General features: G+C 65.7%; 9 protein-coding genes. 2 read left to right on the top strand and 7 right to left on the bottom strand.

The features are described from left to right. Positions 1 to 5 precede the first annotated feature (5 nt). Positions 6 to 3,161, top strand: coding sequence for a multidrug efflux RND transporter permease subunit (locus tag J2R80_RS01010; protein ID WP_057016195.1), 3,156 nt, complete (start codon positions 6 to 8; stop codon positions 3,159 to 3,161). A gap of 116 nt (positions 3,162 to 3,277) precedes the next feature. Next, complete coding sequence (locus tag J2R80_RS01005; RefSeq protein ID WP_141341970.1) at positions 3,278 to 4,417, top strand: AAA family ATPase; 1,140 nt, start codon at positions 3,278 to 3,280, stop codon at positions 4,415 to 4,417. Between the two features lie 14 nt (positions 4,418 to 4,431). Here J2R80_RS01005 and J2R80_RS01000 read toward each other — a convergent pair whose 3' ends face one another. From J2R80_RS01000 to gap, 7 genes are all read right to left on the bottom strand, one after another. Further along, a complete protein-coding gene (locus J2R80_RS01000; RefSeq protein WP_253637901.1) occupies positions 4,432 to 5,226 on the bottom strand; it encodes an inositol monophosphatase family protein in 795 nt (264 codons plus the stop codon). 228 nt (positions 5,227 to 5,454) lie between these two features. After that, entirely contained in the window at positions 5,455 to 6,537 is a 1,083-nt protein-coding gene (locus tag J2R80_RS00995) for a tetratricopeptide repeat protein (RefSeq protein WP_076825015.1), read from the bottom strand. 7 nt (positions 6,538 to 6,544) lie between these two features. Next, positions 6,545 to 7,234 carry a thiamine phosphate synthase gene (locus tag J2R80_RS00990; protein ID WP_076825016.1) on the bottom strand — a complete coding sequence of 230 codons (690 nt, stop codon included), beginning with the start codon at positions 7,232 to 7,234 and terminating at the stop codon, positions 6,545 to 6,547. Beyond that, entirely contained in the window at positions 7,235 to 8,260 is a 1,026-nt protein-coding gene (locus tag J2R80_RS00985) for a class I fructose-bisphosphate aldolase (RefSeq protein ID WP_076825042.1), read from the bottom strand. Between the two features lie 316 nt (positions 8,261 to 8,576). Then, positions 8,577 to 9,644, bottom strand: a complete 1,068-nt coding sequence (fba, locus tag J2R80_RS00980; protein WP_057016199.1) for a class II fructose-bisphosphate aldolase — start codon at positions 9,642 to 9,644, stop codon at positions 8,577 to 8,579. Between the two features lie 131 nt (positions 9,645 to 9,775). Beyond that, entirely contained in the window at positions 9,776 to 10,972 is a 1,197-nt protein-coding gene (locus J2R80_RS00975) for a phosphoglycerate kinase (RefSeq protein WP_141341967.1), read from the bottom strand. 179 nt (positions 10,973 to 11,151) lie between these two features. Then, positions 11,152 to 12,159, bottom strand: a complete 1,008-nt coding sequence (gene gap / locus J2R80_RS00970) for a type I glyceraldehyde-3-phosphate dehydrogenase (protein ID WP_016842563.1) — start codon at positions 12,157 to 12,159, stop codon at positions 11,152 to 11,154. Between the last annotated feature and the right edge of the window lie 45 nt (positions 12,160 to 12,204).

Raw genomic sequence — 12,204 nt, 5'->3', positions numbered from 1 at the left:
CCGGCATGCCTAGCTTCTTCATCGACAGGCCGATCTTCGCCTGGGTCGTCGCGCTGTTCATCTGTCTGATCGGCGCGATCTCGATTCCGCTGCTCGCGGTCGCGCAATATCCGATCATCGCGCCGCCCTCGATCTCGATCTCGACCAGCTATCCCGGCGCGTCGCCGGAGAACCTCTACAACAGCGTGACGCGGCTGATCGAGGAGGAGCTCAACGGCGCCGCCAACATCCTGAACTTCGAATCGACCTCCGACTCGCTTGGCCAGGTCGAGATCATCGCCAACTTCAAGCCGGGCACCGACACCAGCCAGGCTTCGGTCGAGGTGCAGAACCGCCTCAAGCGCGTCGAGGCGCGGCTGCCGCGCGCCGTGATCCAGCAGGGCATCCTGGTCGAGGAAGCCTCGTCCGCCGTGCTGCAGATCATCACGCTGAACTCGACCGACGGCTCGCTGGATGAAGTGGGCCTCGGCGACTTCATGATCCGCAACGTGCTGGGCGAGGTGCGCCGCATCCCCGGCGTCGGCCGCGCCACGCTGTATTCGACCGAGCGGTCCTTGCGGATCTGGATCGATCCGGCCAAGCTGGTCGGCTACGGCCTGTCCGCCGACGACGTCAACAAGGCGATCACCGCGCAGAACGCCCAAGTCGCCTCCGGCAGCATCGGCGCCGAGCCGAGCACCGATACCCAGAAGATTTCCGCGCAGGTGCTGGTGAAGGGCCAGCTGTCCTCTCCCGACGAGTTCGGCGCCATCATCCTGCGCGCCAACGCCGACGGCTCGACGGTCCGCCTGCGCGACGTCGCGCGGATCGAGATCGGCGGCCTCAGCTACCAGTTCAACACCCGCCTCGACGGCAAGCCGACCGCCGGCCTCTCGGTGTTGCTGTCGCCGAAGGGCAATGCGCTGGCGACCGCGAGCGCGGTCGAAGCCAAGATGAAGGAGCTGTCGCGCTTCTTCCCGGCCAACATCTCCTACGAAATCCCCTACAACATCACGCCGGTGGTCGAGGCTTCGATCAAGAAGGTGTTGACGACGCTGGTCGAGGCCGTGGTGCTGGTGTTCGTCGTGATGTTCCTGTTTCTGCAGAACATCCGCTACACCATCATCCCGACCATCGTGGTTCCGGTGGCGCTGCTCGGCGCCTGCGCTACGCTGATGATCGCGGGCTTTTCGATCAACATGCTGACCATGTTCGGCATGGTGCTGGCGGTCGGCATCCTCGTCGACGACGCCATCGTCGTGGTCGAGAACGTCGAGCGCATCATGGCGGAGGAGGGCCTGCCGCCGAAGGAAGCCACCAAGAAAGCGATGTCGCAGATCACCGGCGCCATCATCGGCATCACGCTGGTGCTGATGGCGGTGTTCGTGCCGATGGCGTTCTTCCCCGGCTCGGTCGGCATCATCTACCGGCAGTTCTCGGTCACCATGGTGGCGGCGATCGCGTTCTCGGCGCTGCTCGCGCTGTCGCTGACGCCGGCGCTGTGCGCGACGCTGCTCAAGCCGGTCAAGAAGGGCCACGGCCATGCCAGCAAGGGCGTGTTCGGCTGGTTCAACCGCGTGCTCGACACCAGCCGCGCGGGCTATACCCGCACCGTGCAGGGCTCGCTGAAGCGCACCGGCCGCCTGATGCTGATCTACCTCGTGCTGTTCCTCGGCGTCGCCTACGGCTTCGTGCGGCTGCCCGGCGGCTTCCTGCCGGTCGACGACCAGGGCTTCATCACGACCGACGTGCAGACGCCGTCGGAATCGTCCTATGCCCGGACCGAAGCCGCGGTCGAGCAGGTCGAGAAGTACCTCAAGGACCGCGCCGGCATCGAGAACGTCACGTTCCTCACCGGCTTCAGCTTCCTCGGCCAGGGCATGAACACCGCGCAGGCCTTCATCACCCTGAAGGACTGGTCGGAGCGCGGCCCGAAGGATTCCGCCGCCGCCATCGTTGCCGACATCAACCGCGATTTGTCGTCGATCCGCGACGCCAGGATCTCGGCGTTGCAGCCGCCGCCGATCGACAACCTCGGCAATTCCTCGGGCTTCTCGTTCCGCCTGCAGGACCGCGGCCAGAAGGGTTATTCGGCGCTGATCGCCGCGTCCGATCGCCTGATCGCGGAGGCCAATGCCAGCCCGATCCTGCAGAAGGTCTATGTCGAAGGCCTGCCGCCCGCGCCGCAGGTCAATCTGATGATCGACCGCGAGAAGGCGGGCGCGTTCGGCCTCACCTTCGAGGATATCAACAACACGATCTCGACCAATCTCGGCTCGAACTACATCAACGACTTCCCGAACCGCGGGCGCATGCAGCGCGTCATCGTGCAGGCCGACAAGACCAGCCGCATGAACGCGGACGACATTCTCAACTACAACGTCAAGAACAGCCGCGGCCAGCTGGTGCCGTTCTCGGCCTTCGCCACCATCGAGTGGACGAAGGGGCCGACGCAGATCGCGGGCTTCAACTACTATCCGGCGGTGCGCATCTCCGGCGAGGCGCGGCCGGGCTTCACCTCGGGCGATGCGATCGCCGAAATGGAGCGGCTCGCCGACAAGCTGCCGCGTGGCTTCGGCTATGAATGGACCGGCCAGTCGCTGCAGGAGAAGCTGTCGGGCTCGCAAGCGCCGTTCCTGCTCGCGCTGTCGGTGCTGGTGGTGTTCCTGCTGCTCGCCGCGCTCTATGAGAGCTGGACCATTCCGCTCGCGGTGCTGCTCACCATTCCGCTCGGCATTCTCGGTGCGGTGGTGGCGGCGACGATGCGCGGGCTCTCCAACGACGTCTATTTCACCGTCGGTTTGATCACCATCATCGGTCTTGCCGCCAAGGACGCGATCCTGATCATCGAGTTTGCCAAGGATCTGCGCGCGCAAGGCAAGCCGCTGGTCGAGGCGACAATCGAGGCGTGCAGCCTCAGATTCCGCCCGATCCTGATGACCGGTCTGGCCTTCGTCTGCGGCGTGCTGCCGATGGCGATCGCGACCGGCGCCGGCGGCGCCAGCCAGCAGGCACTCGGCACGTCAGTGATGGGCGGCATGATCGCGGTGGTGATCCTCGCGCTGCTCCTGGTGCCGGTGTTCTTCGTCAGCGTGCAGCGCGTGCTGGCCGGCGATCGCGAAACGGCGCCGGGGCAGGGTGAGGTATATGGCCCGCCCGCGCCGGCAAGGATCGGTCACTGACATCAGGGACCGGTGCTGCTCAGATCAGCAGCTTGCTTTCGCAAGCTGACCAATCCAGATTGCAGCTCTGGATTGAACGGGAAGCGTTTGGGCAACCCGGGGATTGAGGGCATGCGATGCGGCCGAGCGATATTGCGATCTCGAATTATCGCTCGATCCGGCGGCTCTTCATGCCCATCCAGCCGCTGTCCGTCTTCGTCGGCGAGAACGGCGTCGGCAAATCCAATCTCTACAAGTCGCTGTCGCTGTTGCGGGATGCTGCGACCGGCCGGATCACGCGCACGATCTCCGACGAAGGCGGGTTGAACTCGGTCTACTGGTCGGGCCTGCGCAAGCGCGGCGAGGATGCAAGGCTGCGGTTGGAGGTCAGGTTCGATCACGTCAAATACGCCATCGAGCTCGGGCATCCCGGCCCGCTTGAGGCGGCGTTTCCCGGCGAGCCGATGATCAAATCCGAACGCGTCGAGGCGATCCACGGCAAGCGCAAAGTCCTGATGATGGAGCGGACCAATTCACACGTCAGCGTCCGCGGCGAGAGCGGCGCCTGGAGCGAGCACAAGAATGCGGTGCTGCCATCGGAAACCGTGCTGGCGGATTTCCCCGACGGCAAGGCGTGTCCCGAGATCGATTTGATCCGAAACGCGCTGCAGAGCTGGCGCTTCTATCACGATTTCCGCACCGATCCGGGCTCGCCGATCCGAAAGCCTTGCCTGGCGATCACGACACCGTCGCTGAGCGCCGATGGCAGCGACCTGGCCGCCGCCTTGGCAACGCTCAGCGCGATCAGGCAAGATGCGGTGGACATGCAGGATGCGATCGAGGACGCGTTCCCGGGCGCCGAGCTCCAGGCATGGGCGGAAAACGGACGGTGCGAATTCGAGCTGCAGCAGGCTGACGTGCCGCGCCCGTTCAAGGCGCACGAACTATCCGACGGCACGCTGAAATATATCTGCCTGCTCGCCGTGTTCATGGGCTATCGGCTGCCGCCGTTCATCGCGCTGAACGAGCCCGAGACCAGCCTGCATCCCTCGCTGCTGGCGCCATTGGCGCGGCTGATCGCCAAGGCATCGCGCCGTGCCGACATCTGGATCGTCACCCATTCGGAGCCTCTGATGGAAGCGCTGCGCAGCGAAAGCGCGGTGCCGCTGCGCCGGGTGATCAAGACGAAGGGCGCCACCACCATCGAGGGCCTGACCGCGGGCGGTGAATTTCGTGACCGCGAGGACGACCAGGATGACGATGACGACGACGATTAAATCGCGCCGTCGCGTTACTGCCCGAGCGGCTTCAGGATCTTGATCAGCTCGCCGTGCACGAACTCGTTGCCGCAGACGATGTGGCCGGTCTGCAGCGGGTCGTCATTGCCCTGGATGCCGGAGACGGTGCCGCCGGCTTCGTGGACCATCAGCAGGCCGGCCGCGACGTCCCAGGCCTGCAGATTGCGCTCCCAATAGCCGTCGAGCCGGCCAGCAGCGACAAAGGCGAGGTCGAGCGAGGCGGCGCCGAAGCGGCGGAAGCCCGCGACCTTGTTCTGCAGCGCAGCCATCTCCTGCAGCGCCAGCTGGTGACTACCGCGGCCGATATGCGGCAGGCCGCAGGCGACAACGCATTCGTTGAGCTGGCGGCGGCCGGCGACGCGCAGCCGCTGGTCGTTGAGGAAGGCGCCCTTGCCGCGCTCGGCGATGTAGAGCTCGTCATTGGCGGGATTGTAGATCACGCCGGCGATCACGGTGTCCTCGCGCTTCAGCCCGATCGAGATCGCGAATTGCGGGATGCCGTGCAGGAAGTTGGTGGTGCCGTCCAGGGGATCGACGATCCAGGTGTGGCTCTTGTCAGAGCCTTCGCGCTTGCCGCCTTCCTCGCCGAGGAACCCGTAGCCGGGCCGGGCCTTCTCGAGGTCGGTGTAGAGCATCTCCTCGGCGCGCTTGTCGGCGAGCGAGACGAAGTTTGCCGGCCCCTTCAGCGACACCTGGAGATGTTCGATCTCGCCGAGGTCGCGCTTGAGGCTGCGGCCGGCGCGGCGCGCGGCCTTGACCATGACATTGATGAGAGCGGAATAGAGCATGATGGAAGCTGGTGGCTTTCGAGCGTTGGAAATCGATCGGGCAGCGTAGCAAGACCCTGCCCGTCATCCTGAGGAGCGCGGAACGCGCGTCTCGAAGGATCGACGGCCCGGTCCGGGGCCGTGCATCCTTCGAGGCTCGCTCCGCTCGCACCTCAGGATGACGGGAAACGGCCTGTGGCGCCCTGGGTTTCGGACTGGGTGCCCTCTGGAAGTGGCGCCGTCAAGGCGTCATTTGACGTTGTTTCCGATCCATTTTCGCGCGGCTGCCTCGGCCTTGGCGCGGTCTTCCGGGCTCATATCGGCGAGGATGTCGTCGAGATCGGGGTCGCCCTTGCCGGCGGTCTTGGCGACCGTGTGCCATTTCAGCGCCTCGACCTTGTCCACCGGGGCGCCGGCGCCGGTCGCCAGCACATGGGCGAGGCGGTTTTGCGCGATCGCGCTGTTCTGCCGGGCCGCCTTGCGCAGCAGCGCCACCGCCGCCGGCACGTTCCGCGGCGTGCCCGAGCCGTTGTAGAGGGCGATGGCATATTCGACCTCGGCATCGACATTGTCGGCCAGCGAGGCGGCCTGCAGCAGCCGCGCCGCCTTCTCGAGGTCCTTCGGCACGCCGGTGCCTTCCTTGTAGAAGGTCGCGAGCGCGTATTGCGCCTCGGGGCTGCCGGCGTCGGCGGCCATGCGCAACAGCTCGGCGGAGCGGCGGAGGTCCTGCGGCAGGGTCTGGCCGTCGAGATAGAGCAGCGCGAGATTATAGGCCGCCTTCGGCTCGCCGAGCTTGGCCGACGACGCCAGCAGCTTGACCGCGGCATCCTTGTCCACGGCGCCGCCGCGGCCGGCGATCTTCATCATGGCGAGCGCGAACATCGCCTCGCGGTCGCCGGCATCGGAGGCGCGCTTGTACCACTCGTCGGCCTTGACGTAGTCGCGCTTGACGCCGAGCCCATTGGCATAGAGCTCGCCCAGCATCGTCATGGCCTTGGCATCGTTGTTGTTCTGCGCGCGCGCGGTCGCGAGATCGAACGCGGTCTTGTACATGCCGCGCTGATAGGCGCCGTAGACGAGGTCGACATTGGGATCGTCGACGGCCTGGGTCGGGGTCGGCGAGGGCGTCGGAGATGCGGCAGGCTTCGGCGTCGCTGAGGCGGCGGGCTTGGGCGCCGGCTTCTTCGCGACCGGCGAATGCACCTTCGGCTTCGCAGCGTCCTTCTTCGCGGGCGGCGTCTGTGCCGGCGGCGTGATCGAGAGCTGCGCCATCGCGCCGCTCGCCAGCATCGTGCAGCCGAGCGCAACACCTATCGGACGCAGGCATTTCATTCCGGCGTCATCCCTCGGCCCTTCCGTCGGCCTTGGCCTTGCCGAATGTGCCGGCATGCGCCCGCGCAATCGCGTCGCCGATCTCGGCGAGCGCCGCCTTGGCGCCGCGCGGATCGGACCAGATGAAGTTTCCGACCAGCACGAAATCCGCGCCGGCCGCCGCGAACGTCTCGGCTTCCTCGCGCGAGGTTGCAAAGCCGATGCAGGGCGGCTCGAACAATTCGTCCCACCACTCCAGCCGCTCGGCGATGGCCTCGCGCGAGGGCCGCTGTCCGTTGGCGTCGGGCTCGCCGAACAGCACATAGTCGGCACCAGCTTCGCCCGCGGCCATGGAATCGTGGCGGGTCGCGAGCCCGCCGACGCCGACAATGCGGTCGGGTTTCAGCGACGGCACCGCCTCTTCCATCGCGGCGACGCCGGTCAGATGCGCGCCGTCGGCGCCGGCGCGGGCCACGATATCGGGATGGCCGTCGATCAGCAGCGCCGCGCCGGCGTGCTGGATCGCAGGCGCCAGCGCCTTGATGGTGGAGATCATGCTGCGCGGATCGCTCTCGCGCAGCCGCACCAGCACGGCCGCGACATCGGCCGCGGCAAGCAGCTCGGTGAGCTCGGCCGCAAGCCGCGCAGGCTCATCGACCGCCGGCGTTGCCAGATAGAGGCGCGGCGTCGGCCGCGGCGGAACGGGCTTGGTCGCCAACTATGCCGCCTGTTTCTCGAGGCCGGCTTCCCAATTGCCGGTGCTCGCGAGCCCGTTCATCCGGGCGCGATGCGAGAAGGCGCGCTGGCCTGCGGGGACGTTGTCGGGCTTGCCGGACCACGCCTTCTGCGGCGCCGCCTGCAGCGCGCGGCCGTAGGAGAAGGTCAGCCGCCAGGGCAAATTGCCGATCTTGTTCATGGCGTCGAGATGCGCGGTCGCTTCCTCGTCGCTCTGGCCGCCGGAGAGGAAGGCGATGCCGGGCACCGCGGCCGGCACGCAGCTCTTGAGCAGGCGGATGGTCTTCTCGGCGACTTCCTGCACCGGCGCCTGCTTCGGGCACTTCTTGCCCGAGATCGCCATGTTCGGCTTCAGGATCATGCCTTCGAGCGCGACGCGCTGCACCCGCAATTCCTGGAAGGTGCGGTTCAGCACGCGCTGCGTCACCTCGTAGCAGCGGTCGATGTCATGATCGCCGTCCATCAGCACCTCCGGCTCGACGATCGGGACGATCTGCGCGGCCTGGCACAGCGCGGCGTAGCGCGCCAGCGCATGGGCGTTGGCACGGATCGCGGTCTGGGTCGGGATTCGCGGTCCGATATCGATCACGGCGCGCCACTTCGCAAAGCGCGCACCGCGCTCGTAATATTTCTTCAGCCGCTCGGCGAGCTTGTCGAGGCCGACGGTGACGAGTTCGCCTGGGCAGTTCGGCAGCGCCTGCGTGCCCTCGTCGACCTTGATGCCGGGGATCGCGCCGGCCTGCTCGATCAGCTTGACCAGCGGCGTGCCGTCCTTGGCATTCTGCCAGATCGTCTCGTCGTAAAGGATGACGCCGGAGATGTACTTGCTCATCGCCTCCTGCGAGCGGAACAGCATCTCGCGATAGTCACGGCGATTGTCCTCCGTCGAATCGACCTTGATGGCGTCGAACCGCTTCTTGATGGTGCCGGAGGATTCGTCGGCGGCGAGAATGCCCTTGCCCGGGGTGACCATGGCAAGCGCGATTTTGTTGAGGTCGGAGAGGTTCATCGGGGCGTCCTCCAGAGCCATTGCCTTTGCAAACCAAAATAGGCGGTTCTCGGGCAAATGCCTAGAAAACGTTCGTCGCGGCTGAGATCGCGCGTAGATTTGGCTTGTTCTGTTCACCTCGCCCCGCTTGCGGGGAGAGGCACAGGCCACCTTCGGCGGCCGTCGGCAAAGAACGCCGAAGTCGAGCTTCGGCTATGTTGCATCGCTAGATGCAATTCGGGTGAGGGGGTACAGGTCTAGCCGCATTCGCGGCTCGTGGAAGCAGCCCCTCACCCCAACCCTCTCCCCGCGAAGGGCGGGGAGAGGGAGAGATACGTCAGGCGACCTTGGGGTCGAGCTGGCCCGCGGCGTAGCGCTTGGCCATTTCCGCGGTGGTCAGCACCTTCTTGATCTTGCTGGCCTGGCCCGCGGTGTTGAACTCCTGCAGGCGCTGCTTGCACAGCTTGGTCATCGCCTCCATCGCGGGCTTCAGGTACTTGCGCGGATCGAACTCTTCCGGATTGTCCTTCAGCACCTTGCGGATCTGGCCGGTCATCGCCATCCGGTTGTCGGTGTCGATGTTGATCTTGCGCACACCGTTCTTGATGCCGCGCTGGATCTCGGCGACCGGCACGCCCCAGGTCGGCTTCATCTTGCCGCCATTGGCGTTGATGATCTCCTGCAGCTCCTGCGGCACCGACGAGGAGCCGTGCATCACCAGATGCGTGTTCGGCAGCTTGCGATGGATTTCCTCGATCACGTTCATGGCGAGGATGTTGCCGTCGGGCTTGCGGGTGAACTTGTAGGCGCCGTGCGAGGTGCCCATCGCGATCGCCAACGCGTCGACCTTGGTCTCCTTGACGAACTTCACGGCCTCGTCCGGGTTGGTCAGCAGCTGGTCGTGCGACAGCTTGCCCTCGGCGCCATGGCCGTCTTCCTTGTCGCCCATGCCGGTCTCGAGCGAGCCGAGCACGCCGAGCTCGCCTTCCACCGAGATGCCGCCGAGATGGGCCATGCCGGTCACGGTCTTGGTGACGCCGACATTGTAGTCCCAGTCGCCGGGGGTCTTGCCGTCGGCCTTCAGCGAGCCGTCCATCATGACCGAGGTGAAGCCGGCCTGGATCGCGGTCATGCAGGTGGCGGGCTCGTTGCCGTGGTCGAGATGCACGCAGACCGGGATCTGCGGGTAGATCTCGGTGACGGCGTCCATCATGTGCTTGAGCATGACGTCGTTGGCGTAGGACCGCGCGCCGCGCGAAGCCTGGATGATGACGGGCGCGTCGACCTCGGAGGCTGCCGCCATGATCGACAGCGCCTGTTCCATGTTGTTGATGTTGAAGGCAGGTACGCCGTAATCATGCTCGGCCGCGTGGTCGAGGAGTTGCCGCAACGTTATGCGAGCCATTCCATTTCTCCCTGTAGTGCAAGTTCGTGGATGTGAAGCGCGATGAGCTCATTTTCATCGCGCTTTTGCTCTTTGTTTGAGCATGATCTCTTCGGAAACCCGCTTCACACTTTTCCGGATCATGCTCTGGATCAACGGTTTTTCAGAACTTCGACGCCCGGCAGCGGCTTGCCTTCCATCCATTCAAGAAACGCGCCGCCCGCGGTCGAGACGTAGGAAAAATCGCCGCCCACGCCCGCCTGGTTCAGCGCCGCGACGGTGTCGCCGCCGCCGGCGACCGAGATCAGCTTCCTGGCCTTGGTGCGTTCGGCGGCATGTTTGGCCGATACCACGGTGCCGCGGTCGAACGGCGTCAGCTCGAAGGCGCCGAGCGGGCCGTTCCAGACCAGCGTCGCCGCGTCGTCGATCGCGGCATGGATGCGCGCGATCGATTGCGGACCGACGTCGAGGATCATGCCGTCGGCCGGGATCGCATCGAGGCCATAGGCATGGGACGGCGCGTTGGCGGCAAACTGGTTGGCGACGACAGCGTCGACGGGGAGGATGATGGCGCAGTTGGCCGCGTTGGCCTTCTCCATGATCCGCAGCGCGGTCGGGGCAAGATCCTTTTCGGCGAGCGACTTGCCGACGGCGACGCCCTGCGCGTGCAGGAAGGTGTTGGCCATGCCGCCGCCGATCACCAGCGCGTCGACCTTGCTCACGAGATTTTCCAGGAGGTCGATCTTGGTCGAGACCTTGGCGCCGCCGATGATCGCGATCACCGGCTTGGTCGGCGCTTCCAGCGCCTTGCCGAGCGCATCGAGCTCGGCCTGCATGGTGCGGCCGGCATAGGCCGGCAGCTTGTGGCCGAGGCCTTCGGTCGAGGCGTGGGCGCGATGCGCGGCGGAGAAGGCGTCGTTGACCCAGATGTCGCCGAGCTTGGCGAGCTCTGCAACGAAGCCGGCGTCGTTCTTCTCTTCCTCCTTATGGAAACGCGTGTTTTCCAGGCAGAGGATGTCGCCGTCCTTGAGGGCCCCGACAGCGGCGGCCGCGGGCTCGCCGATGCAGTCCTCGGCGAAGGCCACCGGGCGCTTGATCACTTTCGACAGCGCTTCCGCGACCGGCTTCAGCGATTCCTTGGGATCGCGTCCCTTGGGGCGGCCGAAATGGGCCAGCAGGATCACCTTGCCGCCCTTGTCGGATATTTCGGTGATGGTGGGGGCCACGCGCTCGAGCCGGGTGGCGTCGGTGACGCGGCCATTTTCCATGGGGACGTTGAGGTCGACGCGCAGCAGCACGCGCTTGCCCTTCACGTTGACGTCGTCGAGGGTGCGGAACGATTTTGTCATGGGGGGTGTCGAACTCCTGGGGTCATTCCGGGGCGATGCGGAGCATCGAACCTCAGATGCGCAATTGCGCATCGGGGAATCTCGAGATTCCGGGTCTGGTCCTGCGGACCATCCCGGAATGACGGAGCGGCAAACACGCAGATGCCCGGCGGTGAGCCGGGCATCGCGAACAGTCGAACTTAAACCAGCTTGCCGATCGCGACGGCGGTGTCCGCCATACGGTTCGAGAAGCCCCACTCATTGTCGTACCAGGACATCACGCGCACGAAGTTGCCGTTCTGCACCTTGGTCTGGTCCATGTGGAAGGTCGACGAGTGCGGATCGTGGTTGAAGTCGATCGAGACGTTCGGCGCGTTGGTGTAGCCGAGGATGCCCTTGAGCTGCTGCTCGGACGCACGCTTCATCGCCTCGTTGATCTCCTTGACGTCGGTTGCGCGCTTGGCGACGATCTTGAGGTCGATCACGGAAACGTTCGGGGTCGGAACGCGGACCGAGACGCCGTCGAGCTTGCCCTTCAGCTCGGGCAGCACGAGGCCGATCGCCTTCGCGGCACCGGTCGAGGTCGGGATCATCGACATCGCCGCAGCGCGGCCGCGATAGAGATCCTTGTGCAGGGTGTCGAGCGTCGGCTGGTCGCCGGTATAGGCATGGATCGTGGTCATGAAGCCGGTCTCGATGCCGACGGTGTCGTTCAGGACCTTGGCGACCGGCGCGAGGCAGTTGGTGGTGCAGGAGCCGTTCGAGATCACCAGGTGATCCTTGGTCAGCGTGTCGTGGTTGACGCCGTAGACGATGGTGGCGTCAGCACCGTCGGCGGGCGCCGAGACCAGCACGCGCTTGGCGCCGGCTGTGAGGTGCGCGGAGGCCTTGTCCTTCGCGGTGAAGATGCCGGTGCATTCCAGCGCGACGTCGACGCCGAGCGCCTTCCACGGCAGCTTGGAGGGATCGCGCTCGGCCGAAACCTTGATCTTGTTGTCGCCGAGGCTGATCGTGTCGCCGTCGACCGTGACGGTGCCGGGGAAGCGGCCGTGCACGGAATCGAAGCGCAGCAGGTGTGCGTTGGTCTCGACCGGGCCGAGGTCGTTGATGCCGACCACCTCGATGTCCTTGCGGCCGGACTCGGCGATGGCGCGCAGAATGTTGCGGCCGATACGCCCAAACCCGTTGATCGCGACGCGGATTGCCATGCTCGTCTCCTCTAATGCTGTTGTCAGCCCCGCGGGAGCGCTCCC

The sequence above is a fragment of the Bradyrhizobium sp. USDA 4541 genome, from assembly GCF_024171085.1.
Taxonomy (GTDB): Bacteria; Pseudomonadota; Alphaproteobacteria; order Rhizobiales; family Xanthobacteraceae; genus Bradyrhizobium; species Bradyrhizobium australafricanum.
Note: the sequence above shows the minus strand (reverse complement) of the source record. Positions and strands in the feature narration are given on the sequence as shown.

Bases quoted from the DNA above. Each gene is read 5' to 3' on its own strand.
- J2R80_RS01010 (WP_057016195.1), top strand. From the start codon at position 6: ATGCCTAGCTTCTTCATCGACAGGCCGATCTTCGCCTGGGTCGTCGCG.
- J2R80_RS01005 (WP_141341970.1), top strand. From the start codon at position 3,278: ATGCGGCCGAGCGATATTGCGATCTCGAATTATCGCTCGATCCGGCGG.
- J2R80_RS01000 (WP_253637901.1), bottom strand. From the start codon at position 5,226: ATGCTCTATTCCGCTCTCATCAATGTCATGGTCAAGGCCGCGCGCCGC.
- J2R80_RS00995 (WP_076825015.1), bottom strand. From the start codon at position 6,537: ATGAAATGCCTGCGTCCGATAGGTGTTGCGCTCGGCTGCACGATGCTG.
- J2R80_RS00985 (WP_076825042.1), bottom strand. From the start codon at position 8,260: ATGAACCTCTCCGACCTCAACAAAATCGCGCTTGCCATGGTCACCCCG.
- fba (WP_057016199.1), bottom strand. From the start codon at position 9,644: ATGGCTCGCATAACGTTGCGGCAACTCCTCGACCACGCGGCCGAGCAT.
- J2R80_RS00975 (WP_141341967.1), bottom strand. From the start codon at position 10,972: ATGACAAAATCGTTCCGCACCCTCGACGACGTCAACGTGAAGGGCAAG.
- gap (WP_016842563.1), bottom strand. From the start codon at position 12,159: ATGGCAATCCGCGTCGCGATCAACGGGTTTGGGCGTATCGGCCGCAAC.